Source organism: Martinezella lusitana (assembly GCF_900094565.1).
Lineage (GTDB): Bacteria > Pseudomonadota > Alphaproteobacteria > Rhizobiales > Rhizobiaceae > Rhizobium > Rhizobium lusitanum.
Genome location: NZ_FMAF01000004.1, coordinates 509180 through 534221, shown reverse-complemented (window position 1 = coordinate 534221; position 25042 = coordinate 509180). Strand labels below are relative to the sequence as shown.

General features: G+C 61.5%; 24 protein-coding genes and 1 pseudogene. 14 read left to right on the top strand and 11 right to left on the bottom strand.

What is annotated here, in order from left to right:
• The first annotated feature begins 248 nt into the window (after positions 1-248).
• The 8 genes from GA0061101_RS11790 (at position 249) to GA0061101_RS11755 (ending at position 11055) form a co-directional block, all read left to right on the top strand.
• Positions 249-2849, top strand: coding sequence for a LuxR C-terminal-related transcriptional regulator (locus GA0061101_RS11790; protein WP_245297467.1), 2601 nt, complete (start codon positions 249-251; stop codon positions 2847-2849).
• 115 nt (positions 2850-2964) lie between these two features.
• Positions 2965-4644: a hydantoinase B/oxoprolinase family protein gene (locus GA0061101_RS11785; RefSeq protein ID WP_037192975.1), complete on the top strand. Its 1680-nt coding sequence runs from the start codon at positions 2965-2967 to the stop codon at positions 4642-4644.
• Entirely contained in the window at positions 4641-6704 is a 2064-nt protein-coding gene (locus GA0061101_RS11780; protein ID WP_037192973.1) for a hydantoinase/oxoprolinase family protein, read from the top strand. The genes GA0061101_RS11785 and GA0061101_RS11780 overlap by 4 nt, the downstream gene beginning before the upstream one ends.
• Position 6705: 1 nt before the next feature.
• On the top strand, positions 6706-7800 hold the full coding sequence (locus GA0061101_RS11775) for an ABC transporter ATP-binding protein (RefSeq protein WP_037192971.1): 1095 nt from the start codon (positions 6706-6708) through the stop codon (positions 7798-7800).
• A 47-nt stretch (positions 7801-7847) separates the two neighbouring features.
• Positions 7848-9020, top strand: coding sequence for an ABC transporter substrate-binding protein (locus tag GA0061101_RS11770; protein WP_037192968.1), 1173 nt, complete (start codon positions 7848-7850; stop codon positions 9018-9020).
• A 105-nt stretch (positions 9021-9125) separates the two neighbouring features.
• Complete coding sequence (locus GA0061101_RS11765; RefSeq protein ID WP_037192965.1) at positions 9126-9980, top strand: ABC transporter permease; 855 nt, start codon at positions 9126-9128, stop codon at positions 9978-9980.
• Positions 9977-10777 carry an ABC transporter permease gene (locus tag GA0061101_RS11760; RefSeq protein ID WP_037192963.1) on the top strand — a complete coding sequence of 267 codons (801 nt, stop codon included), beginning with the start codon at positions 9977-9979 and terminating at the stop codon, positions 10775-10777. Before GA0061101_RS11765 ends, GA0061101_RS11760 begins: the two co-directional genes overlap by 4 nt.
• Before the next feature lie 68 nt (positions 10778-10845).
• Entirely contained in the window at positions 10846-11055 is a 210-nt protein-coding gene (locus GA0061101_RS11755) for a hypothetical protein (protein WP_037192961.1), read from the top strand.
• 47 nt (positions 11056-11102) lie between these two features.
• Here the strand turns inward: GA0061101_RS11755 and GA0061101_RS11750 are convergent, their stop codons facing one another.
• The 7 genes from GA0061101_RS11750 to GA0061101_RS11720 are packed head-to-tail and all read right to left on the bottom strand — an operon-like array spanning position 11103 to position 17586.
• Positions 11103-11450, bottom strand: coding sequence for a cupin domain-containing protein (locus GA0061101_RS11750; RefSeq protein WP_037192959.1), 348 nt, complete (start codon positions 11448-11450; stop codon positions 11103-11105).
• Positions 11443-12111, bottom strand: coding sequence for a cysteine hydrolase family protein (locus tag GA0061101_RS11745; RefSeq protein WP_037192957.1), 669 nt, complete (start codon positions 12109-12111; stop codon positions 11443-11445). Before GA0061101_RS11745 ends, GA0061101_RS11750 begins: the two co-directional genes overlap by 8 nt.
• Positions 12111-13661: an ABC transporter ATP-binding protein gene (locus GA0061101_RS11740; RefSeq protein ID WP_092573592.1), complete on the bottom strand. Its 1551-nt coding sequence runs from the start codon at positions 13659-13661 to the stop codon at positions 12111-12113. The genes GA0061101_RS11745 and GA0061101_RS11740 overlap by 1 nt, the downstream gene beginning before the upstream one ends.
• Positions 13658-14371: a biuret amidohydrolase gene (gene biuH / locus GA0061101_RS11735; protein ID WP_051963325.1), complete on the bottom strand. Its 714-nt coding sequence runs from the start codon at positions 14369-14371 to the stop codon at positions 13658-13660. The genes GA0061101_RS11740 and biuH overlap by 4 nt, the downstream gene beginning before the upstream one ends.
• 11 nt (positions 14372-14382) lie before the next feature.
• The gene (locus tag GA0061101_RS11730; RefSeq protein ID WP_037193349.1) at positions 14383-15309 is read right to left on the bottom strand and encodes an ABC transporter permease; all 927 of its coding nucleotides are present in this window, start codon (positions 15307-15309) and stop codon (positions 14383-14385) included.
• Entirely contained in the window at positions 15309-16439 is a 1131-nt protein-coding gene (locus GA0061101_RS11725) for an ABC transporter permease (RefSeq protein WP_037192953.1), read from the bottom strand. The genes GA0061101_RS11730 and GA0061101_RS11725 overlap by 1 nt, the downstream gene beginning before the upstream one ends.
• A 19-nt stretch (positions 16440-16458) precedes the next feature.
• Positions 16459-17586: a BMP family ABC transporter substrate-binding protein gene (locus tag GA0061101_RS11720; protein WP_037192951.1), complete on the bottom strand. Its 1128-nt coding sequence runs from the start codon at positions 17584-17586 to the stop codon at positions 16459-16461.
• 339 nt (positions 17587-17925) lie between these two features.
• On the opposite strand from GA0061101_RS11720, the gene GA0061101_RS11715 reads away from it, so the two are divergent.
• Both GA0061101_RS11715 and GA0061101_RS38595 read left to right on the top strand, forming a co-directional pair.
• Positions 17926-18594: a GntR family transcriptional regulator gene (locus GA0061101_RS11715; protein ID WP_037193346.1), complete on the top strand. Its 669-nt coding sequence runs from the start codon at positions 17926-17928 to the stop codon at positions 18592-18594.
• 227 nt (positions 18595-18821) lie between these two features.
• Positions 18822-18950 (top strand): annotated as a pseudogene (locus tag GA0061101_RS38595) (AraC family transcriptional regulator); the annotation flags it as partial.
• 232 nt (positions 18951-19182) lie between these two features.
• Here GA0061101_RS38595 and GA0061101_RS11710 read toward each other — a convergent pair.
• Complete coding sequence (locus GA0061101_RS11710; RefSeq protein ID WP_037192947.1) at positions 19183-19806, bottom strand: CGNR zinc finger domain-containing protein; 624 nt, start codon at positions 19804-19806, stop codon at positions 19183-19185.
• A gap of 165 nt (positions 19807-19971) precedes the next feature.
• Between GA0061101_RS11710 and GA0061101_RS11705 the strand changes: the two genes are divergently transcribed.
• The 4 genes from GA0061101_RS11705 to GA0061101_RS11695 all read left to right on the top strand — a co-directional run bounded on the left by GA0061101_RS11705 (position 19972) and on the right by GA0061101_RS11695 (position 21999).
• Positions 19972-20682, top strand: a complete 711-nt coding sequence (locus GA0061101_RS11705; RefSeq protein ID WP_202032779.1) for an alpha/beta fold hydrolase — start codon at positions 19972-19974, stop codon at positions 20680-20682.
• Between the two features lie 57 nt (positions 20683-20739).
• A complete protein-coding gene (locus tag GA0061101_RS11700) occupies positions 20740-21582 on the top strand; it encodes an alpha/beta fold hydrolase (RefSeq protein WP_037192945.1) in 843 nt (280 codons plus the stop codon).
• A gap of 78 nt (positions 21583-21660) precedes the next feature.
• Complete coding sequence (locus tag GA0061101_RS41040) at positions 21661-21816, top strand: hypothetical protein (protein ID WP_234903857.1); 156 nt, start codon at positions 21661-21663, stop codon at positions 21814-21816.
• 6 nt (positions 21817-21822) lie between these two features.
• Complete coding sequence (locus GA0061101_RS11695) at positions 21823-21999, top strand: SDR family oxidoreductase (protein ID WP_234903856.1); 177 nt, start codon at positions 21823-21825, stop codon at positions 21997-21999.
• 20 nt (positions 22000-22019) lie between these two features.
• Here the strand turns inward: GA0061101_RS11695 and GA0061101_RS11690 are convergent, their stop codons facing one another.
• From GA0061101_RS11690 to GA0061101_RS11680, 3 genes are all read right to left on the bottom strand, one after another.
• Positions 22020-22913 carry a hypothetical protein gene (locus GA0061101_RS11690; RefSeq protein ID WP_037192943.1) on the bottom strand — a complete coding sequence of 298 codons (894 nt, stop codon included), beginning with the start codon at positions 22911-22913 and terminating at the stop codon, positions 22020-22022.
• 156 nt (positions 22914-23069) lie between these two features.
• Positions 23070-24101 carry an aldo/keto reductase gene (locus GA0061101_RS11685; protein ID WP_037192941.1) on the bottom strand — a complete coding sequence of 344 codons (1032 nt, stop codon included), beginning with the start codon at positions 24099-24101 and terminating at the stop codon, positions 23070-23072.
• Between the two features lie 71 nt (positions 24102-24172).
• The gene (locus tag GA0061101_RS11680) at positions 24173-24928 is read right to left on the bottom strand and encodes an SDR family NAD(P)-dependent oxidoreductase (protein WP_197072730.1); all 756 of its coding nucleotides are present in this window, start codon (positions 24926-24928) and stop codon (positions 24173-24175) included.
• Positions 24929-25042: the final 114 nt, after the last annotated feature.

Below are 25042 nucleotides of genomic sequence, written 5' to 3'. Positions count from 1 at the left end.
TTTCGGCGGGTCCGCCATCGAAGCCCGCTGTGTGGTAAGCGAGACCGATCTCTGTCGGTCGTCTTCCTCGAAGCATGCGCAATGACTGAAATCGTTTCCAGATTTGCCCCACAGGGGACAACTAAGAGACGAGGTTTAGCTTGACTTGCCAAGAGCCTGCCAAGTCCGCATCATCGCGCCCCATGAGTGGACAGAACCGATTTGCTCCTCCAACAAGCGGACAGCAAACCATCAAGCGCGGCGATCTGTTGCGGCAGCTTCAGCGCGCCGGACTGCGTCGGCTGACGACCATCGTGGCGCCTGCCGGTTACGGCAAGACCTCGCTTGCGGCGCAATGGTACGAGCTGCTGAAGGAGGAAGGTGTCAGTCTCTGCTGGGCCTCGCTTGATGCCGAGCATATGGATCAGGCCACCTTTCTTCTTGCCCTCATCGATGCGCTGGAGCCGCTTCTGGCCGAGGACGGCGGCGACGCCGGCAATCTGCCGGCAAGCGCGCTTCTTTCCGTTCTTGCGACGCGCCTGCGCAAGCTCGAGGGCCCCGTCATCGTCTTCCTCGACGATTATCATTTCGCTCAGACGGATGCGACCGAGGCGCTGATGGCGAAGATCCTCGCCGATCCCTCGCTCAGCCACGTCAAACTGGTGCTGGTGACCCGCAGCCCGCCGCGCTTTCCCCTTTCTGCGTTGCGGCTCAGCGGCGAATTCAAGCAGTTTGGTATTGCCGAACTCGGCTTTTCCGATTCCGAGGCGCGGGAATTCTTTGCCGGCAAGGGTATCCATCTGACCGAAGAGCAGGTCGGCTCCTTCAATCGCCGGACGGAGGGCTGGGCCGTGGCGCTGCAGATGGTGAGCCTGCTGGTTTCGGAAGCGGACGAAGGGTATTCCATTCTGGCCTCGTTCGACGGCGGGAGTGCCGACATGGGCTCCTATCTCTCGGAGCAGGTGTTTGAACATTTGCCTGAGGACATCCGTCTGTTTCTGATCGAGACCGCCGCCTTGCCTGCCTTCAATCGTGGTCTGCTCGAGGCGGTGTTGGAAGGGGGAGCGCGCGCGGGCCTCATCGAACGGCTGAACCAGCACGCCCTTCCCGTCACCCTGCTTGCCGGACCCGGCAACTGGATGCGTTATCATCCGGTCTTCAACGCGTTCCTGAAGGAAACCGCCAGCCGCAGGGGTGTTGACGCCAAGCGCACGCTGAACCGGGCGGCGCGCTGGTTCGAAGCTCAGGGTGATATCGAGCGGGCGGTCCAGCACGCGCTTCTCGCGGATGACGCCAATCTCGCGGCGCGCATCGTCGAAACTGCCGGCGGCTGGCGGCGCATCTACGCCACCACACGCGGCGGCGCGACGCTCTTCCAGGCGCTGAGCGGGCGCGCTGCCGAGATCGATCTTGGTCGCTTTCCGCTTGCGACCCTCGGGCTTGCGATTTTCTGCGCCAAGGCGGCGCAGCTCGACGCCGCCAACCATTATATCGCCATAGCGGAGCGTGCTGTTGCCGCTGACGAGACGCTGGCGAAGGATCTCCGTGTCGTGCGCATTCTCATGGCGCTCTACATGGATCGTTGGACAAGTGCGGCCGATCTTTCGGCACTCGAGGACGACTTGCAGCGGCCGGACGGCGTGGAGCTTATCCATCGGGCGCTCGCGCTGAACATGCTCTCATACAATTTCCTGATCCGCAGCGAGCTCGACCGCGCATTGCACTATGGTCAGCTTGCCATCCGCGCCTTTCGCGACGGCGGTGCCGATTTCGGCGCGATGCATCTCTACACCCATGTCGGTCAGGCCTCCTTTCTCTCGGGAGATTGCGCGAGCGCGATTTCGGCCTATGACCAGCTGATCCGCGAAGCGCAGACCAATATCGGCCCCGGTAGCGACCTCGATGCCGTCGGCCAGGTGCTGAAGGCCGAACTTCTTTCCATCCGCGGCGATACGGAAGCGGCAGCGGAAACGCTGGGCTGGGCGTTGCCGCATCTTGAACGTCACGACACCTGGTTTGATCTTCTTGCCGCCGGCTTCATGGCTGAACAGCGGATCCTGCGCATGCGCGGGGACCATCTTGCCGCCCATGCGGCCATGGATCGCGTTCGCGCGGTTGCACGCCGCCGTGGCTTCGATAGGCTCATCCGCTTGGTCGATGGCGAGCGGGCCCTGCTTTTGTTGGCGTCGGGCGATCTGGCTCAGGCGATCCGCCATGCCGAGGCCAACGGCTTCGGCGCGCAGGCTGGGGCCTCGGATCGTGCCAATGCATTGTCAATCCATCTGCGTGGCGTGACCCCATCGCTCTTCTGGACACGCGCGTACCTGGCGCTCGGCGAACCTTCGAAGGCACGCGACGTTTTCAATCGGCTGATCACGCGCCAGGCTCAGCGCCCGCATACCCTGCGCGCCATTGAGCTCGAGCTCATCGAGATCGGGCTTCTCACAGCCGAGGGCCGTGCCGATCTGGCCGCGACCCGCCTTTCCGATCTCGTGTTGACGATGCCGCTTGCTGATTACCGCACGCTCCTCCATCTCGAGCACGCGGTGCGGCTCGCCGATCTTCGTGTGCTCGCCGATCATCCGGCCGTCGCGGATATTACCCGCAAGCGGCTCGAATCCTTGCTTGTGATCGCCGATGAGGCGCAGCAGGCATCGGCCGGCGAGGATATGTCCGGCTTTACCAGCCGCGAGCGCAAGGTGATGGAACTGCTGAGCGCCGGACTTTCCAACAAGGAAATCGGCCGCGCCCTTAAGCTCTCCGACAACACGATCAAGTTCCATCTGCGCAATATCTTCGCCAAGCTCAATGTCTCGACCCGGACTGCGGCAGTGTCCGTGGCGCGTGACAAAGGTATCCTAAGCCGTTAACCCACCCGAATGGGTAGGATATGGATTGCGGCTCGCCCACCCATCAGGAAGGCTATCGAGGTGATCAATTCATCCCTAATCTATGTTTTAATAACATAGCGTTGAGGGGTGCTTCGTGACCACTGTCGATCCCGTGACCCAGGAGATCATCGAAGGCAAGCTGACTGCAACCGTCGATGAGATGGGCGTGGTGATGGCCAGAACCTCGATGAGCCCGGTGATCTACGAGGTGCTCGATTTCGCCTGCGGTCTCCTGACGCACACCGGGGAACTGGTCGCGCAGATGAACGGCATCACGTTGTTCACCGGTACTTTCGGCACGCAGGTCAAATCGCTGATCGCACTCTATGGCGAGGATCTCGAAGACGGGGACATCCTGCTCACGAACGATCCCTATTCCGGCGGCACGCATGCCTGCGATTTTGCCATCGTCAAGCCGATCTTCTTCGATGGTCGGATTTTGGCTTATGCCATCAATGTTGCCCATTATCTCGATGTCGGCGGCTCGGTTCCCGGCTCGCTTGCGCCCAATGCCGTCTCGGTCTTTCAGGAAGGGCTGAGATTGCCCGGCGTCAAGGTGGTGCGTAGCGACCGCTTCTCCGGCGAAATCCTCCGCATCATCCGTGAAAACGTCCGCCTGCCCGACATTGCCATCGGCGATCTGACGGCACAGGTGGCAACTGTTCGGGTCGCTGCGCGCCGCATGGATGAACTTGCCCGGAAATATGGCGTCGATGTCGTCGAGGCCGCGTTCGATCATCTCCTGACGGTGAGCGAAAAGCAGGCGCGCGCCGCCATTGGCGCCTTGCCTGACGGGACCTATGAAGCCGAGGACATCATCGATGGGGATGGCGTGACCACCGATCCCATCGCAGTCAGGGTTGCGGTGACGATTGCGGGCGACCAACTGACCGCTGACTTCACCGGTTGCCCGCCGGCCGTTGCCGGTCCGATCAATTGTGCGGCGGGCGCGCTGCAATCGGCTGTGCGTACCATATTCAAGGCATTGGTGGCGCCGCAGGCCCCCTCCAACGAAGGCTGGTTTCGGCCGCTCACCGTCGTTGCGCCACGGGGATCGGTCTTCACGGCGGAAAAGCCGTCGCCGACCGGCTGGTATTACGAAGGCTCGGTCCATGCCTCCGAACTTGTGTGGAAGGCCCTTGCCGGGCTCATGCCGGAACGGTTTTCGGCGGGGTCCTATACCAGCCTCTGCGTCGTCTATCTCGCCGGCAAGGATGCGGGGGGCCAACCCTTCATCCATATCGAGCCGCAGCATGGCGGCTGGGGCGCGAGCGAGGATGCGGATGGTGCAAATGCCTTGATCGCCCTCACCGACGGCGATACCTACAATTACTCGGTCGAGGTCATCGAGGCGCGTTTCCCGCTGCTCGTGCGCCGCTATGCCCTCAATGTCGAGGGTGGCTCAGGCGCGGGCCGCCGTCGCGGCGGCTTCGGAGTCATCCGCGACTATGAAGTGCTCGAAGACGGCGCATCCGCCTATTGCAGCTTCGGGCGGACACAAACTCCCCCCTGGGGAGTTGAAGGAGGCGCACCCGGCACTCCCAATCTCCTGCAGGTGGAGGATCGCGACGGGCTGATACGCAATTTTGGCCGCGAGCCGGATATCGCGCTCAAGCGTGGCGATCTCGTGCGCATCATCACCGGCGGCGGCGGCGGCTGGGGCGAGGCAGGCGCTCGTGAGGCCGAGAGCGTCCGGCGCGATGTCGAGAACGGCTACATCACGAAGGAGGAGGCGAAAAGCCGGTACGGATTTGAAGAGAGGGTGGCGGTATGATCAGATTGGCGACGGATGTGGGAGGTACCTTTACCGACCTCGTCGGCTACGACGAGCGCACCGGCGAGGTTTTCACCGCCAAGAGCCTGACAACCATTCCCGATCAGTCCGAAGGGGTGCTCTCGGCCATCGAGCTTGCTGAACAGAAGGACGGGCTTTCCACCCGCGACGTGATCTTCTTCGCCCATGGCGGGACGACGGTCATCAATGCGATCACTGAGCGCAAGGGCGTCAAGACGGCGCTTGTGACGACAGCCGGTTTTCGCGATGTGCTGGAAATCGGCCGTGGAAATCGGCCCGATCTCTATAATCTGCATTTCAAGAGCCCGGAGCCCTTCGTGCCGCGCAGCCTGCGCTTCGAAGTCCGTGAGCGCCTGGATGCCAAGGGCCGGGTATTGACCCCGATCGTGCTTGACGATCTCGAGCCCATCATCCGCGAATGCCGCGCCCGTAATGTGGAGGCGGTGGCGGTCGTCTTCCTGCATAGCTACGTCAATCCCGAACACGAGATTCTTTGTGCCAGGGCACTGGCCGAAGCCCTGCCGGATGCGACCGTCTGCGCGAGCCATGAGGTTTCCCGTCAGTGGCGTGAGTATGAGCGCTCCAATACGACTGTGCTGAACGCCTATGTGCAGCCGATCATCAAGCGCTACTTCGCGCGCCTCGAAAGCGCATTGACCGAGCGCGATCTCACCTGCCCCTATTACGCCATGCAATCCAACGGAGGCATCTCGACATTCGATCAGGCGCAGATGAGCCCGTTGACGCTCGTCGAATCCGGCCCGGCCGGCGGGGTGGCTGGAGCGGCGCGCATCGGCGCGGTGCTTGGCGAATCGGAAATACTTTCGCTCGATGTCGGCGGTACGACGGCAAAATGCTCATTGATCCATGACAGCCGCCCGACGCTCGATAGCGAATACAAGCTCGAGCATACCCGCATTGCACCCGGCTACCCCGTGCAGGTGCCGGTCGTCGATATCGTCGAAATCGGCGCAGGCGGTGGCTCCATCGCCCGTATCGACGAGCGCGGCGCGCTTTGCGTGGGGCCGGAAAGCGCAGGCTCGATGCCTGGGCCCGCCTGTTACGGTCGGGGCGGAGATAAGCCGACCCTCTCCGATGCCCTGCTCACGCTTGGCATTTTCGATCCGGCAAGCTTTGCGGATGGGCAGATGCAGCTCGACAAGGACAAGGCGGTCGCGGCAATCGCAACCGTGGCTGAGCCGCTTGGGTTATCCGTGGAGGATGCAGCGCTCGCCATCGTCGAGATCGCCCACGCTTCGATGATCAATGCGCTCAAACTCGTGACGGTCCAACGCGGACATGATCCGCGCGACGCTGCCTTTGTGATTTCCGGCGGCGCCGGACCCGCGCTTGCCTCCCGCCTCGGGCGCGATCTCGGGGTGAAAGTGACGGTGGTGCCGCCGCATCCCGGCATCTTCTCGGCCTGGGGAATGCTGGCGGCCGAACCGCGCGCCGATTTCCGCGGTACCTGGTTCTCGCCCCTTGAACCGGAGGCGATCAATGAGCTGAAGCGCCGTTTCGATGGATTGAAGCGTGAGGCGGTCACCTACTTCGCCAAGGGCGCTGCGGCCGACATACGGTACACCTGCCGCGTCGAAGCCCGCTATCGTGGCCAGGAGCACGGCGTCTTCGCCCTGTTCGAACCCGGCGATGACACTGAAAGTTTTGCCGAGCGGTATCATGCCGCTCATGAGCGCGCTTATGCCTTCCGCCTTCCGGCCTCGGCGATCGAGATCACCATGATCCATCTTGAGGCGGTGTTGCGCGGCCCGGTCATCGCCATTCCGAAATTGAAGCCTGACGGCCGCTCGCTGGACGCTGCCTTAAAGGGCCAGCGAGAGGTCTATTTCGGCGGAGCGATCGGATGGACGCCTTGCCCGGTCTACGAGCGCACAAAATTGCCGTATCTGAAGAAGATCTCAGGCCCGCTCCTCGTCGAGGAACCGACCTCGACGTCGCTGGTGGTCGCCGGGCAGGAGCTCGAGGTGAGCGAGGAGGGCCTGCTCCTCATTCGTGAACGCGATGGGGGAGGTATCTGACGTGGCGATAGCGATCGGTCTTGACCATATCGTCAGAAGCTACGGTCCGGTTCGCGCCGTCGATGACGTGACGCTCGACGTGAACGCGGGGGAGTTTTTCACTCTGCTTGGCTCGTCGGGCTGCGGCAAGAGTTCGCTGTTGAAACTGATCGGTGGCTTCGACGAGCCGACATCAGGCCGTGTCCTTTTCGATGGCAAGGACATGGCCGGCGTCCCGGCCAATCGCCGGCCGGTCAACACCGTCTTCCAGTCGCTTGGGCTGTTTCCGCATATGAATGTCGCGCAGAATATCGGCTACGGGCTGAAATTGCGGGGGCTGTCCGGTTCTGCGCTGAAGACCAAGGTCGAGGGGGCTCTGGACCTTGTCGAACTTTCCGGTTTCGCGGATCGCGACGTCAATCTCCTTTCCGGCGGTCAGCGTCAGCGCGTGGCGCTTGCCCGCGCGCTTGTCATGGAGCCCGGCATCCTGTTGCTCGACGAGCCCCTGACCGGGCTTGACGAACGCTTGCGCCAACAGATGCGGGACGAATTCGGGCGGCTCCACAAGCGCACCGGCGCGACATTCATTCTCGTCACCCACAATCAGGATGAGGCGCTCAGCCTCTCGGATCGCATGGCGGTGATGCACAGCGGCCGCATCGAACAGGTCGACACGCCGGCACGCTTCTTCGAGGCTCCGGCCAATGCTTTCGTCGCACGTTTCGTCGGCATCGATACCTTGTTGAAGCCGGAGAGCATCTCGATTTCGGACAACCGGGCGGTGGTTGTCATCGCAGGTCAAAAACTGACCGCTACGTTTGCCGGGACCAAGCCCGCCGATGCCCTCGTGGCGATTCGACCAGACCGAATAGAACTTCTCGCGAGTGTTGAAAGCGAGCCCGATACAATTGAACTTAAAGTAGTAGAAAGCGTCTATCGCGGGCTCAGTCATGACGTTGCCCTTGCCTTCGCCGACAGCCAGCGCATGGTGGTGACGACAAGTGCGGATACCGCCCCCCCCATGCCGGGCGAGAGGGTGCGCGTGCGGCTGAAGCCGGGTGCAGCACTTCTGATTGACCGCTCCGGAACGCCGGCGCTGGCTGGAGGCGATGAGTAAAACCCAAATGGCTGAAATACTCAGAAAAAAGGGAAGGGAATAACACGATGAACAAAGGCAGTAATTCCGCCTCCTCCGCCTTGAGGAGCAATCTGCAACGCCGCGACATGCTGAAGCTCATGGGCGCGGGTGCGGCCGCGCTTTCCGTTGGTGGGCTCGGTGCCAACCGCGCCATGGCTGATGAGGCGTCGGTTGCATTCTGGGCCACCGCGACGCTCGACATCGGCGACAAATGGCAAGAATTTGCAAGCCAGAGTGGTGTTTCGCCCGAATTCACCGATAATGGCAACGATGTCGGTCCCGTCGTCGCCCGTCTTGCCGCCGGCAACGCCAACGATCTTTTCGATGTCGGTGGCTTTCAGGGCGGTGCCGAACGCGAGCTCGCCAAGCAGGGGCTGATAGCTCCGTGGGATCTCTCCAAGATCCCGAACTTTGCCGGCATCTGGCAGTGGGCGAAGGATATTCCGACACTGACCTACGAGGGCAAGCAATACGGCATTCCGACCGTGGTGAACGCCGACTCCATCATCTATCGCCCCGATAAGCTCGGCAAGGTCGACAGCTATGGCGTGATCTTCGATCCCAAGCTCAAGGGCCGGGTCGCCATGGAAGACGCCTGGATCAACAGCGCCATCTTCACCGCCATCTACCTCAAGGGTGCAGAAAACAAGCCGATCAAGGATCCCGGCAACCTTTCGGAATCCGAGCTCGGCCTCGTCATGGAATTCCTGATCAAGCACAAGAAGGACGGCCAGTTCCGCACCTTCTGGAACGGTTGGGAACAGGGCGTACAGCTGGTGGCCAACGAGGAAGTCGACGCGATGACCGGTTGGGAGCCGATCGTCTACGAGGGCCGCAAGCGCGGACTTCAGGTGGAATATGCCGCTCCGGTGGAAGGCTATGAAGGCTGGGGCAACAACACGGTGCTGCTCAAGGGTGCCGCGGGGCGCGGCAAGGCCGACGTTGCCCATAAGTTCGTCGATGGTCTGCTCGCCGGTCTCTACGGGTGCGAATTGGGCAAGGCGCGCGGCTACCTCGTGCCGACCGACAACAACCTTGCCTACGCCAAGGCCCATCCGGACGAATACAAGGCGGACGATGTGGCCAAGCTTGCCGACCATGTGAAGGCCAAGTTCTCCGGGAAGGTCTACTGGCAGAATTGCCGCCCGGACAATTTCCAACTCTACGAAGAATGGTGGCAGAAGCTGCGCAACGCCTGATGTGATGCGATGGACCGGGGCTGGCCTGTCTTTCCAAAGAGGACGACCGGCCCCGAGCCGACGGGGATCAACGCCGATGGATGCTCTTAGAAGCGGACCGAGGATATGAAGACACCGAGTCTATTGCTGGCAGCGCCGCTCGCAGCCATCCTTGTGCTTGGCCTTGCACCACTGATCCTGGTCGTGGTCTGGAGCTTCTGTGCCTGGGATTCCGCAACCTATTGGATCAAGCCGGAATTCAGCGTTGCCGCTTATGGCTCTATTCTGGAGGCGGGGCGCTGGAGTGTATTCCTCTCCACGCTCGGGAAGGCGTTTTTGACGGCCAGCATTTGCCTTGTGATCGCCTACCCCACTGCCTATGCGATGTATTTCCTCGCCGGGCCAAGGCTGTCAATTGCGCTCGCGGCGCTTCTGACGATCCCGTTCTTCACCTCCTATCTCATTCGCTCCTTCTCCTGGCGGCTCCTGCTTGGCCGCACCGGCGTCATCAATACGCTCCTTCAGCAGGTTGGGGTAACGGATGCGCCGCTCGACTGGCTGCTGTTCAGCGACTTCGCCGTGATTGTCGGGCTGATCGCGTCCTATCTGCCGTTTGCGGCCTTCCCCATCCTGCTCTCCATGCGCCGCGTCGATCCGGTTGCGATGGTGGCGGCGAGGGACCTCGGCGCCGGCTTCTGGACCATGGCGCGCACGGTGTTGCTGCCGCTGACCTATTCCGGCGTCTTTGCTGGATTTCTGTTTGTTTTTGTCATGGTCGCGGGCTCTTCGACCGAGGTGCAGATGCTCGGTGGCGCCGGTGCTTCCATCGTCTCGGTCATGATCAATGATGTGATGCGCGTCGCCAATTTCCCGCTCGCCTTCGCTATCTCGACACTCATGCTGGTCGTCGTCTTCGGGCTGGTCCTGATCGGGGACGCCATATTCGGCTTGGCGTCGCTGTTTGAGGATCGCGGCCAATGATCGTCAGGGAAGGAACGACTCCTCGCATCGTCATCTGGGCGCTGACCGTGGTCGGCCTTGCGGTGATCTATGCCCCGCCGCTCTATCTGCTTGGCGTCTCGTTCAATCCGTCGCTGCAGCCGGGATTGCCGCGTCTCTCCGATGTAACCTTGAAGTGGTACGAAGCGCTCGGTTCGGAGCATGCGCTCATCGCCGCGCTCGGCCAATCGCTCATCATCGCACTTGCGACGGCGGTCATCGCGACGGCCCTGTCGCTGGCCGCAGCACTTGCTTACCGCCAGCTTCATCGTGGCCGCACCGCATGGTTTCTGACGGTGCTTTTGCCGATGTTCGTGCCGGGTGTCATACAGGGACTGGCGCTTTCGACGGTCCTCAGCCGGGCCGGCGTGAAAGCATCGGCATTGACTGTGATCGCCGGCCATCTGCTCTGGGCGATGCCGTTCGCCTTCATCGTCATTCTGACGAGCTTCGCCGCCGTCAAGCGCACCTATCTGATGGCGGCGGATGATCTCGGCGCAAGCCGTTTCCGGCAATTCTACGATATCACCCTGCCGCTTGTCCGACCGGGTCTCATAAGCGCGTTCATCTTTTCGTTCCTGCTGTCGCTCAACGAGTTTACACGCGCCTTCTATCTCGCAGGCCGACAAAACACGCTGCCGGTTGTGCTGTTCGGCAAGATGAATGCTGGCGCCTCCCCGACGATTTACGCGATGTCGGGCGCCATTTTCCTGGTTTCAAGTGCTTGCGTGGTGGTTGTGGCACTGCGTTCGCTGTTCATGCAACGCCGTACTGGCTGATCAATATGTAGAGACAACTGACCGCCTAATTCGTCGGTCCCCAGTCCTCCATGAATAGGAGTATAAGGATGGAATACAAGTCAAAGCTGATGACGCTCATCGAAGCAGGCAAGCGGGAAGAGGCATTTGAGCTGGTCGAACGGCTGAAGGCGGCGGCCCAGCCGCTGCCAACCGCGATCAAGGTCGATCGGACGGGCGCCGTAACGTTCTACAAAGGAGATCGTCGCTTCGTGAAGAACGCCCAGGGCAAGTGGGAACTGGCACCGAAGAAGAAATAGGAAGAATGCGGTGCCGACGCATGTATGGAGGAGGCACACAGGGCCAATCAGCTATCCTCCAATATGGTCACCGGTCGGTCCCATTGGATGAGCACGACGCAGCCCGTATCGCTCCAAACCGAATGCTCGGTACCCGCAGCATTCACGATATAGCAGCCCCTGGCATAATCGCCGGCTTCATCCGATTGTATGCCTTCGAGCACGAGAATGGTTTCAAGCCCTTCATGCCTGTGGCGGGGCACGGAAGCGCCGGCTTCGTATTTCAAAAGGGCGATGCCGGGCTGGTCTCCTTCGAAAGGCTGGATCCAATGAATGGTGACGTCCTCGCGAAAGGGACCAAAGGCCAGATCCTTCCAGCCACCCGTCGTCAGGGTTTCGCGCGTCGTCCTAGGCATGATTGATGGTCTCCAGAATGTCATCGACATGCGCTGTCCAGCCGACGATCGCGCCTTGTGCGCGGATCATCGCGATGGTGGCGGCCTTGAACTCAGGGAAATAGCTTTCGGTGGCCTCTTCGGCGAGCAGGCATTCATAGCCGCGGTCGTTCGCCTCGCGCATGGTGGTCTGGACGCAGACCTCTGTCGTCACTCCCGCAAAGACGAGCTGCCGTATGCCCCTATCCCCAAGGATATCGCCGAGTTCGGTCGCGTAGAAAGCACCCTTGCCCGGCTTTTCGATGACGGTCTCGCCGTCGATCGGTGCGAGCTCGGGCAGGATCGCGGTGCCGGGTTCGCCGACAATAAGAATGCGCCCCATCGGGCCTTCGTCACCGATCCTGAGCGTGGGATTGCCACGGTTTCGTTTGGCAGCGGGCAGATCCGAAAGGTCTGGCCTGTGGCATTCCATCGTATGGATGACCGGCAGGCCGGCCTTGCGGAAGCCTTCGATCAGCCGCTTCACATCCGGGACGATCCTGGTGATGCGGCTGACATCATTGCCAAGACTTGCTCCGAAGCCGCCCGGCTCGGCGAAATCGCGCTGCATGTCGATGACTACAAGCGCGACAGCATCGCGTTGCAGGGGGAAGGCGAAGGGTTGGGCGGGGATCTCTCTCATCAGTGATGCCCCGCCATATGTGCGCCGATCACCGAAATATCGGCGCTTCGCGCCGCGGTCTCATAGACGAGCTTGCCCTCGGAGATCACCATGATCCGGTCGGACATTTCCATCAGCTCATCCAGATCCTCCGACAGCAGCAACACGGCAGCCCCCGCATTGCGGGCGCGCATGATACGGGCCCGGATTTCGGCGACGGCGGAAAAGTCGAGGCCGAAGCAGGGGTTGGAGACGATCAGGAGATCGACCTCACCCGTCAGCTCCCGCGCCAGCACGGCGCGCTGGACATTGCCGCCGGACAGGGCCGCGATCGGCGAGGACTGCGAAGCCGTCTTGACCTTGAAATCGGCTATGAGCGCAGTTGCGCCCTTCCTGATCTTCTTCCTGTTGAGCCAGATCGCATCCGCACCGCTCTCCTTGAGATCGAAGGTCCGAAAGGCCAGATTTTCGCTGACGCTCATGCGCGGCGCGCAGGCATTCTGCAACGGCTCCTCGGGAATGAAGCGGACATTGTTGCGGCGTGTCTCCGGTCGCGTGGCACCATAGGCGGCCCCCTTGACGGTGACGGAGCCCGCTTGTGTCGGCCGCTGACCGGCAAGGATCTCGGTGAGCTCCTTCTGGCCATTGCCGGATATGCCCGCAATGCCGACGATCTCGCCGGCATGCACCGTCAGGCTGTCGATCTCTATGGTCTTCAGGCCGGAGCGGTCCGGGGCCTTGACCTGTTCGATGCGCAGCACCGGCTTCGCCGCTTCGGTCACGGGGATGCGGGTGTCGAGTTCGGCGAGCTTGACGTCCCCGATCATCATCGCGGCCATCTCTGCTGTTGATAATTCCCCCACCTTGCCACCGCCGATCAACTTGCCGCGGCGCAGGATCGATACCGCGTCGGCGAACTTGGTCACCTCGTGGAATTTGTGGGAAATCATCAATACGGTAAGCTCGCCGCGCTCGGTCATGCCACGCACCAGACCGAGCATCTCGTCGGGTTCGGCCGGCGTCAGCACCGAGGTCGGCTCGTCGAGAACGAGGAAGCTGCGGCCGAGATAGAGCTGCTTGACGATCTCCAGCTTCTGCTTTTCGCCGGCGGCCAGTTGGCTGACAGGCCGGTCCAGCGGAATCTGAAAGGGCATGCGCTCCATGAACGCGGCGAGCGCCTTGCGCTCCCTGGGCCAGTTGATGACGGCGGGCACTTCCGTGCGGCTGATGACGAGGTTTTCGGCGCCCGTCAGCGACGGCACAAGCGTAAAATGCTGATAGACCATGCCGAGCCCATAGGCGGCGGCATCCTTTGGCGAGGTGATCGTCACTTCGCGACCGTCGACCGACAGCGAGCCGGATGTCTGCTGGTAGAAGCCCATGATGCATTTGACCAGGGTCGATTTGCCCGCGCCGTTTTCGCCGAGCAGGGCGTGGAAGCTGCCGGCCGGAATGCTGACCGACACATGGTCGAGCGCGGTAAAGCTGCCGAAGCGCATGGTCATATCAAGCGTTTCGATGCCGACGGCTTTGCCCGCTTGAGGCAGGGGCGTGTCGCGGATGACGCTCATGGCAGCTGGCTCACGAGGGACGTAGAATTGGAGACAGAGCCGAAGACGCCGCCCTGCATCTTCACCATCTTGATGGCGGCCAGATGATTGCCGTAGTCGGTCGCGCCGCAGCAGTCTTCGAGGAGCAGGCATTCGAAGCCGCGGTCGTTGGCCTCGCGCATGGTGGTATGGACGCAGACATCGGTGGTGATGCCGGTCAGGATGATGTTTTCGATGCGCTTCTGATTGAGGATGAGTTCCAGATCGGTGGCGCAGAACGAACCCTTGCCCGGCTTGTCGATGATCGTCTCGCCCTCGATCGGCTTCAGCTCATCGATGATATCCCAGCCCGGTTCGCCACGCACGAGGATGCGGCCGCAGGGGCCGGGATCGCCGATCCCGGCATTGATGCGCTGCGACCGCCACCGCTTGTTGGCCGGAAGGTCGGCAAGATCCGGGCGATGGCCCTCGCGGGTGTGAATGATGTGATAGCCCTTGGCGCGCATGGCGGCCAAAACTCTCTTGATCGGCTCGATCGGCGCGCGCACCAGCGACAGATCGTAGCCCATGTGGTCGACATAGCCGCCCGGCCCACAGAAATCCGTCTGCATGTCGATGATGATGAGGGCGGTATTGTCGGGTCGCAAGGCGCCGTTATAGGGCCAAACATAGGGGTCGGCATCGATATAGTTCAGCGTCTGGTCTGCGGTGGCGGTCGCGGGATGGTTCATGGCTGATCTCCCTATTTGGTGAGCGAGAGTGCGCCGGGAGCGCCGGCAAGCGCGCGCGTGGGCGAGGAAGTGATGATCATGATGACGAGCGTGAGCACGTAGGGAGCGGCGTAGAAAAGATAATATCCCTGGGTCACGCCGACTGATTGCAGGGCCGGACCGAGTGCGCCGGCGCCACCGAACAGAAGTGCCGCGACGAAACAGCCGATCGGGTTCCAGCGGGCGAAGATCACCAGCGCCACGGCCATCAGGCCCTGGCCCGACGAGATGCGCTCGTTCCAGGAGCCCGGATAGTAGAGCGAGAGATAGGCGCCGCCGATTGCCGCCAGCGAACCGCCGACGGCCGTTGCCAGCAGCCGGACGCGGTCGGGATTGATGCCCATGGCGCGCGCCGCATCCGTGCTGTCGCCGACGACGCGCAGCACGAGGCCGATCCGGGTGTTCTTCAGCGCCCACCATAAGCCGACGGCAAGCACTGCCCCGAGGATGAAGAGGATATTGATGTTGAGCGCGGCCTCTACCGGCGGCAGGCTCGACCAGAAGCCGAAGGGGATTGCCGGCAGATGCGGCGCGACGGGCTGGATGAAGGGCTTGCCGAGAAAGAAGGCAAGGCCGAGACCGAACTGCATCATCGCGATGCCGATGGCGATGTCATTGACTTTCGGCCACTTGCATATCCAGCCGTGCACTGCGCCGAAGACCGCGCCGGTCGCCATGGCAGCCAGAACGCCGAGCCAGGCTGAACCGCTGAGGACCGCGATGGCATAGGCGGTCATGGCGCCGAAGACGAGCGTGCCTTCGAGCCCAAGATTGATGCGACCGGAGCGCTCGGTGATCGTCTCGCCGAGGCTGACGAAGATGAAGGGGGTCGACACGCGGATTGCGCCGGCGAAGATGGCAAGGGGCACGCCCCAAAGACCGATGGCAGTGTCGTCCATCATGCGCTCCTTTTCCAGAGGTCGGGATTGAAGATCTTGAAACGGCCGTAGAAGGTTTCGCAAAACAGAATGACGATGAAGAGCGTGCCCTGCAGGACCAGAACAGTCGCGTCGGGCAGGCCCATGCGGCGCTGGATGAGCCCGCCGGAGGCATCGATGCCGCCGAGCAAAATGGCGACCGGGATGATCGCCAGCGGATTGTGCCGGGCGAGGAAGGCGACGAGGATGCCGGTGTAGCCGTAGCCGGCGGCGAGCGACGCATTGGCGCTGCCCTGGACGGCGGCGACCTCGATCATGCCGGCCAGACCCGCGAAGCTGCCGGCGATCGCCGTGAAACCGGCGATGAGGCGGCCGACGGGCAAGCCCTGGATCTGCGCGGCCCGGACATTGCCGCCGGCGATGCGTGCGGCAAATCCATAGCTGGTCATCTCGATGAGGATCCAGGAGAGGATGCAGGCGACGATGCCGATGACGAGACCCCAATGCACATCCATGCCCGGAATGTTGCCGAGCATATAGTCGTGCGGCAGCGGTTTGGTGGAGGGTTTGTTGAGGCTTGCCGGATCGCGCAGGGTCCCTTCGACGAATTGGTTCATCAGGGCGATGGCGATATAGGCGAGCAGAAGCGACGAAATGGTTTCGTTGACGCCGCGATAGTGGCGCAGGAAGCCGGAAAGACCGATCCAGATGCCGCCGATCACCATGGCGGCCAGCGCCATGAGGAGGAGGGTGACGATTGGCGGCAGCAGGCCGACGATCGGCAGCGCGATCGCCGCCGCCGCCACGCCGCCGAGAACGACTGCACCCTCACCGCCGATGATGACGAGACCGAGCCTTGCCGGCAGTGCGACGCAAAGCGCCGTGAGCAGCAGGGGAGAGGCGCGGCTCAGGCTGTTCTGGATGGAAAACCAGCTGCCGAAACCGCCGGTATACATGAAGCGATAGAGGTCGGCCGGCGATTTGCCGACCGAAAGGATGAACAGGGAGAAGAGCGCCGTGCCTGCCAATATGGCGCCAAGCGTGATTGCCACCGGCTCTGCTTTTCGCGCGAGCCACTCGAGCGCCGGGCGCAGAAGAGCCTGCCTTTCGGCCGGAATGGACAGGGTGCGGTCGTCAATTTCTGCCGTCATGACGCTTCTCCCGTTGTGATCAGGCGGTCGATCCGACGACACCCTCGACCAGATAGCTCATGCTCTCGAGCTCGATCGCATCTTCGGCGTAGCTCTTGTCCGCGGTGATGACGACATTGCCCTTGTTGTCCTTGAGCGCACCCTTGAAGACCGAGAAGCTGCCGGCCATCATCTGAGCGAGCGTCGCCTCGAACTTCTTACGGGATTCATCGGAAACGCCCGGGCCGAGCGGGCTCATCTTGACGAAGCCGTCCTTCAGGCCGCCGCGCACGAAATTGCCGAGCTTTTCGCCGGCCTGCGCCTTCTTGACGAAATCCGAATAGACATTGCCCCAGGCCCATTCGGCGCCGGTCAGGTATTTCGCCGGCGCAAGCGGGCTCTGATTTGCATGATAGCCGCAGACGAAAGCGCCGCGTCCGGAGGCTGTCTCGACAACCACCTTCGGACTGTCGACGTGGCAGGTGATGACATCCGCGCCCTGGTCGATGAGCGCATTGGTGGCCTCGGCTTCCTTGACGGCCAGCGACCATTCGCCCGTGAAGATCACCTGGCAGGTGATGGCGGGATCGACCGAGCGGGCGCCGAGAAGGAACGCGTTGATGTTCTGCAGAACCTGCGGGATGGGTTTGGCGGCCACGAAGCCGATCTTCTTGCTTTTGGTTGCATAGCCGGCCGCGACGCCGTTCAGATACTGGCCCTGGAAGATGTAGCCGAAATAGGAGCCGGTATTCGCCGGATGCTTGCCGGCCTGCCAGAGGCCGCCGCAATGGCGGAACTGCACCTCCGGATATTTGGCGGCCATCGCGAGCATATGCGGATCGAAATAGCCGAAGGAGGTCGGAAACAGCAGCGCCGCTCCATCGAGATTGATCATCGATTCCATCGTTTTCTGCACGTCGACGGTCTCGGGAACGTTCTCCTCCTCGACAACAGTCACTCCGGCGAGCTTCTTGACGGCGGCCGCGCCCTCGGCATGGGACTGGTTGTAGCCATAGTCGTCCTTGGGGCCGACATAGATGAAGCCGACGGTGAGCGCGCTCTGGGCAAAGGCGCGGGAGGACAGGAGGCCCGGCACGGCGCCGACGAGAGCGCCGGCTGCGGAGGTGCGGAGAAAATTGCGGCGATTCATGGAAAGGAGGCTGGTCATGGGCATGCTCCTTAGGGCGGTAGCCGGTTCGTAAAAAGGGTTACGAAAAAGTGTATGCAATCACCATGCCAGATTTTAAAATATTGATTTTTATGACATAAATTCCTGCAGCAAAAAGGCGTGCGAAAAGTGTATGCAGATTTCTGCTGCAAAATAGGCTTTCCGGAAAGTGATGCTCTTTTTTTAATCTTTAGAAAGAGAGACTAAGCCGATATCCCGCTTCTCTAGCGGCAGAAAGCGTATAAATACTATTTAAAAACATATGTTTAACTCAACAATTGACTTTGAGGACCGCTGGCATAAATCTGTATGCAAGAATTGGAAGGCAGATTCGTCCCCTTGAAGCAAGTCAAGCGCAGAGAAGTGATCAGAGCCGGAACGACCGTCGAGCAGATGGTGCGTTCCATTGCGGATATGATTGTAACGGGCGTGCTTCTGCCGGGGGAGAAGCTCGACGAAATATCGTTGGCAGGCCGTTTCGAGGTGTCGCGCACGCCGGTGCGGGAAGCCTTGCGGGAGCTTGGCGCCATGGGCCTGGTCGGACGGGAGCCGAACCGCAGCGCCGTGGTGACGAATGTCAGTGGCACCTATCTGCATTCGATGTTCGAGGCGATGGCGGAGCTTGAGGCGATCTGCGCGCGCCTGTCCGCCGAGCGGATGACGGTTGATGAGCGCCGCACACTGGAGCTCGATCACCGTGCGTCGGCGCGGCTCGTGCGTACCGGCGCCGAGGAGGACTACGCCACCTACAATACCGAGTTCCACAGCCAGCTCTATCGCGGCGCTCACAACGATCATATTTTCGAGCTGGTAACGCAGACCCGCGCCAGGCTCGCACCTTTCCGTCGTGCCCAGTTTCGTCTGCCGGGCCGCCTTGCCAAATCCTTCAGCGAGCATGATGTCATCGTGACCGCAATCATGCGTGCGGATGCTGCAGCTGCCAGCCAGGCCGCTTATTCGCATGTCGCCATCGTCAGCGACGCCAGCATCGTTTTTGCCGGAGACTGATAGTTTCTTCGTGTCTCGGCCGCTCTTGCGGTCACAGTCGTGCCGTTAGCTCTGCTTTCCCACACAATCGATATGGCCGGACCGCCGCCCGGTCGTCCCGCGCCTGGCGATCCGTCGCAACACCGCATCTTTGGGATTCCATGTTGACAGATCTCAACGACAGCGCGAGGAGATTCAGCATTGGGCCTACTGCAGGCAAGCGTGTATCGGGAGCGAAGCCGCCCGCAATGTCAGCAAATCTCCCGGCCGTCGAACATATTGTGACGAACGCGAACGAGACCTTCCTGTGGCGTGCGGACGATTATCCCTGGGAGCGAAACGCCTGGAACTATCACCCCGAAATCGAAATTCATCTTTCTGGAATTGCTGTCCTCTTCCGCTGAGTTCGAAGTACGGCAACGAAGTCCGTACTTTCGTCAAGGCGGCAGGCAGCCCGAAGGAGGGGGATCTCGTTCGGTTTTCACTTGCCGAGCCCCGGATCCACCTGCTTGAGGCAGGCACAGGGATGACGTCACGCCGGGACGAACAGGGTTCGGCTCGACCCGATCTGTGGCATGCAAAGAGGCGGCGCGATCGGCCCTTTGCCGCCTATTGACCCTGCTTCAGCCGATGCCGATGGGCCGTCTGCTTGGCGCGATTGCCGCACATGGCCATGCTGCACCAACGCCTGCGGTGGCCGCGCGTATGGTCGGCGAAGAGCAGGGTGCAGGCATGCCCCTCGCAGGCCTTCACGTCTGAAAAATCCTCCGTGCAGACGAAGCGCCCGAGCGCTTCGCCGATCGGCAGAAGCAGCGCCTCCGGCGAGCGCCACTTGCGCATCGACTGAAAATCAAGGCCACCGCCTTCGCCCGGCTGTTTTGCCGTGATCCGGCTGAAGCCTTCGTCACGCTCCAGCAAGCGGTTCAGCGGCTCAAGTTCGTCCAGCGCTGCGGCTGTCAGCGGCCGCCCCCTATGTGCGTGCACGAAGGTTCTGAACCACTCGCGCAGGCTCCTTGCCTGATCGGCGATCTTGTCGAGTTCGCCCGGCAGGGCTTGGCTGCGTATCACCTCCAGCGTCTCGCGCGGCACCAGCCCCGCCTGCTCCAGCCAGCGAAGCAGGCCTTCGCCGTCCTCGATCCAGTCGACCTGGACATCGAGGGGTGTCGCCACTGAATTCAGAAAATCCAGCCCCAGCGTGTCGCCGACGAAAATGGCCGGAGAGTGGTTGTCCATTGCGGCTCCTGTTTTGGTGGCCGGGCATGGACGCCAGGCTGCCTCTCGAAAACATGAATAGCATATAACCTGCTAAAAGGCTCTTGACAAGTTACGCATGTCGAGCGTAACCCCATTGGAGCATCTTAAATGGTTACTCAATTTCAGGTCATAGGGAGAAGGCCGATGTCACCGCAGAAGATATCCTTGCAGAATGTCGATATTGTTCTCGTCCACGGTGCGTGGGGCGATGGTTCGGGTTGGGCAAAGGTCATTGCTCCGCTTTCGGCCAGCGGTTTTGCGGTGACTGCCGCCCCGCTGCCGCTGACCTCGTTTGCTGATGATATCGCCGCCCTGGAGCGCGCCTTGGAGCGTGTGACGGCTCCGGTCGTTCTGGTCGGCCACGCCTATGCCGGAGCGGTCATCGCCAGCGTGCGGAGCGAGAAGGTCAAGGCGCTGGTCTATGTTGCCGCGCTTGCACCGGAGGAGGGCGAGACTGTGGCCGATGTGTTTTATCGCGGCGAACCTCATCCGCAGGCGCCGAAGCTGGCGCCCGATAGCCACGGCTTCATCTACCTTCCCCATGAGGCCTTTGCAGCGGCCTATGCCCAGAATGCGAGGGGCGAGGAACTGGCCGTCCTCGCCGCCGCCCAGCGGCCGATATCGCCCGCCTGCATTACCGTTCCTGTGCCGCGCCCGCTCTGGAAGGGCCGTCCGGCCTGGTTCCTGATCGCCGAAGAGGATCGAATGATCAGCGCTGCCAATCAACACTTCATGGCCGAGCGCATGCAGGCCACGCAGCGCTCGTTTCCGGTCGATCATACGCCGATGACGACAGCACCCGAGGCTGTCGTCGAGGTCATCCGCGATGCTGCCGCCGCAGTGGCCGGCGCGTGAACGCGGGAAAAGTAACCGGTAAAAATTGAATTAGAAGGTTAACGAAAGGACCTTGTCATGACCAACGTCAGCTATCGCACCATCAACGTCGACGGCGTCAAAGTCTTCTACCGCGAGGCGGGTTCGCCTGATAAGCCGAAGCTCCTGCTGCTGCACGGCTTCCCGAGCTCCGGCCACATGTTCCGCGATCTCATCCCCCTGCTCGCCGATCGCTATCACATCATCGCGCCGGACCTTCCAGGTTTCGGCCAGTCCGACCTGCCGGGACGTGGCCACAGCTTCGACAGCATCGCCGAAACAATCGATCGCTTTACCGAGATCGTCGGTTTCGATCGCTATGCCGTCTATGTCTTCGACTACGGCGCGCCGACCGGTTTCCGCTTGGCGGTAAAGCATCCGGAGCGGATTACGGCGATCATTTCGCAGAACGGCAATGCCTATGAAGAGGGCCTGAGCGAAGGCTGGAACCCGATCCAGGCCTATTGGCAGGATGCGTCGGAAGAAAATCGCAATGCGCTGAAGCCTTTCCTCGAACCGGAATCGATAGCGTGGCAGTACACGCATGGTGCCCCGGATATCGCCAAGGTCTCTCCTGACGGCTATTCACTCGACAGTTTCTATATGACGCGGCCGGGTGCGGTGGATGTGCAGCTCGATCTCTTCGGCGACTACAAGAGCAATGTGGCACTCTATCCCGCCTTTCAGACCTATTTCCGCACCCACAAGCCACGTTTCCTGGCGGTCTGGGGCCAGAACGATCCGTTCTTCCTGCCGCCTGGAGCGGAAGCCTTCCGCCGGGATATTCCGGACGCCACCGTCAAATTCTTCGACACCGGCCACTTCGCGCTCGAAACCCATGCGGTCGAGATTGCCGCCGCTATCCGCGATTTCCTCGGCTGAGATCTGAACGATCACCCGCCGGCGCGCTGCCGGCGGGTGATCGCGTGCGTCCAGCCTTCGTTTATAGGGAACGATGATATGTCTCATTCAGTCGCTATCATCACGGACGCCAGCCAGGGCATTGGCCAGGCAAGCGCCGTCCGCCTCGGGAAAGACTTTTCCGCGCTGGTGCTTGTCGCGCATACGGCCAAAGCCGTCATGACCGGTCGGCGCCGGTCCTATCTCGAGCATTGAGCGCCTTTGCACGCTGTCACCCTTGAGGAGGCAACCACCCGGTTTCCGCAGGAGGCGGGCATCGCTCGTTATGGCGAACTAGAGGAGATTGCCGAACTGATGGCCTTTCTGGTCTCGCCGGCTGCGCGTTGGATGACCAGCTTGACCTTGCACATGGATGGCGGCGAGGTGAAGTCCATCTGAAGACCGATCGCCGCTTGGCGTCAGCGCGCTTTGTAGCTGACCGAAATCTTTGCACCTGCCAAAGCGGTCCGGGCCAGTTGTGTGGCGTCGAGACCGAGCGAGCCGATTTGCAAGGGTTTGTCGAAGGCGAGATCGAGGGTAAAGAAGCCCGTCGGATGCGGCAGATCCTGCACGAAGCGAAGTAGGGCCTTTTTTGATTCCGCGTCGATCTGGTTGTCCGGAAGAATCTGTAGGGCCGCCACGGCGTTGCCGCGCAATTGGTTGATGCCCTGCTCGGGATCGTCCGCGCCCGTCAGCTGCTGTTGAAATGCGGCAAGCGACGGGACGGCCATTCCCTCGAACAGACCCTGATTATCGAGCCGGAAGCGCAGATGCGTCAGGCCGACAGAACCGCCTTGGGTCAATGTCTGCACATTCGTGTCTTTGGGCAGGGTGAGCTCAGCCGATAGGGACGCTTTGCCGAGGCGTAGATTGGTGAGGTCCAACTCCTGAATGTCCAGATAGCCGTCCTTGGGGTCGAAGCGAAATGCGCCCGAAATATCCATCGGCCATTGCTGGGCCGTGGCGATGTAGTTGGCAAGCGCATTGTCCAACAGCGGTGTAAAGCGCATGCCTTCGACGGAGAATCGTCCCCAGGTGGGAACATGGTTGGGCTTGCTGGCGATGGTCTTGAGGAAGGCGACAAGGTCGTCGCCCTTCAATTCCGCGCGATCGAAAGTCCATCCCATTCTGTTGCCGGACTTGAAAAGTCCGTTTGTCACCGCACAGCCATCGTGCAGTTCGGAGATGGCAAAGCCATCCCTATGTTGGACGACTGCGCTGCTGTCGACAAGCTCGGCACATGGGGTTCCGGCCGCCGCAGCGGAAAGAGGGGCGAAAGAGAAGAGGAGAGGCAACAGCAGGAAGGAGCGCATCTTTACGGTTCTCTGATTGAGGAGATCGGCAAATACAAAGTCGCGCCATGTTCTCGGCCGTGCTGCTTATGTCAAGCGATGTAGCTTCCTCCTCATGGTATTCCTCCGGCCGGCAGCCGTGTCCTAAGGTTCCAGGACACGGGGTCTTTGCCTTGCCTATGCGGCGGCGCGGTCGGTCATAGACCTGCGGCGCAACGCCGCCTTCAAAATCGCCGGCGGATTGTAGTTCGCCTCAAGCGGCCCGATATCGGTGCCGGGTGGGACGATCGCGTCGATCTGATCAAGGATCTCGTCGGTCAATCGGACCTCGGAGGCCGCGAGCAGATCGTCGAAGTGCTCCATCTTGCGAGGACCGATTATTGCGGATGTGACGCCGGGATGTGCCATCACGAAACCCAAGGCCATATGCGCCAGCGGCAGCCCTGCTTCCTGCGCCAGGGGAATAAGCTGCTCGACCGCGTCCAGCCTGCGTTCGTCGGACATCTGCTTCGGAAAACGTCTGGCGCGTCCGCTATCGGGCTGTGGTTCGCCCTTGCGGTAGCGGCCGGTGAGCATGCCCATCGCCAGCGGGCTCCAGACCATCGCACCCATTCCGTAGCGCTCACAGGCAGGCAGTACCTCGCGTTCGATGCCGCGGTTCAGGATGGAATAGGGCGGCTGTTCGGTGCGGAAGCGCGCCAGCCCGCGCCGTTCCGCGATCCACTGCGCTTCGATGATCTCCGAGACCGGGAATGTCGAAGAGCCGATGGCGCGCACTTTCCCCGCCCGCATCAGGTCGGTGAGGGCGGAAAGGGTTTCCTCGATGTCGGTATCCGGTGCCGGCCGATGGATCTGGAAGAGGTCGATGTGGTCGGTCTGCAACCGGCGCAAGGAGTCCTCCACGGCGCGCATGAGCCAGCGCCGCGAATTGCCCTGTTGGTTAGGATCGTCACCCATCGGGATATGCGCCTTCGTGGCCAGCACGATATTATCGCGCCTGCCCTTGAGCGCCTTGCCCACGATCTCTTCCGATTCACCTCGGCTATACGCATCGGCGGTGTCGATGAAGTTGATGCCTGCATCCAGGGCCTTGTGGATGATCCGGATGCCTTCGTCGTGATCGGGATTGCCGGCGGCGCCGAACATCATCGCGCCGAGGCAATAAGGGCTGACTTTGATGCCGGTTTTTCCCAGCGTGCGATATTGCATGGTCTATTCCTTCTTCTGTTCAGTGATCCGGGGCGGTGCCCACCTGCTGCGTCAAATTTCCCGCGCGCGCATCACCAAGGGAGCGGGCCTTCCGCGCTCGTAAACGTGCCCGTCGGGCCGTTCACGTCGAGGGCGACGCGCACGGGGTTGCGGGCACCCTGTTCGACCGTCTCGATGCCCTCGAAGTTGTTGAGGGCGGTTGCGGTGAAGCCCGGACCTGCGGCATTGACCTTGATGTTTGTCGATTCGAGTTCAATCGCGAAGGAAAGCGTGATCGCATTGAGGGCAGTCTTCGATGCGGCGTAGACGACGCCGAATCCCGAGCGATAGGGAAAGTTCGGGTCAGCGTTCAACGTCAGCGAGCCGACGCCGCTCGTTACATTGACGATGCGCCCTGCAGGTGCTTCACGCAGCAAAGGAAGTATCGCCTGTGTGACGGCAATGACCCCGAACACATTCGTCTCGAAAACAGCGCGCACCTCGTCGAGTGACGCAACGCTGGCGCGGCTCGACTGCAGTATCTCGGCGAGCGATCTGCCCGGCCTTCCCGCATGCGAGATGGCCGCGTTGTTGACAAGCAGGTCAAGGCGGCCAAGCTCGATCCGGATGCGCTCCGCTACTGCGGCGATGGAGGCCTGATCGGTGACATCGAGCTGGAGGGCACGGGCATCCGCTCCGATGCTTTTGGCTGCCTCTTCACCACGCTCGAGGTTTCGCGATCCGACGAGCACAGTGTAGCCGTTAGCCGCGAGTTCCCTGGCGATTTGAAGACCGATCCCTTGGTTGGCCCCGGTGACGAGGGCGACGGGTTTGTCCTGCACAATCATTCTCCTTTGGCGCAGCGATCTGTGGCAAGCGCCACTGTCCTGTGTTAGAAAGATAAACGGAACGCTATTCCGGTTTATACGGAACAATGTTCCGTTTAGCAAATGGAAAAATGC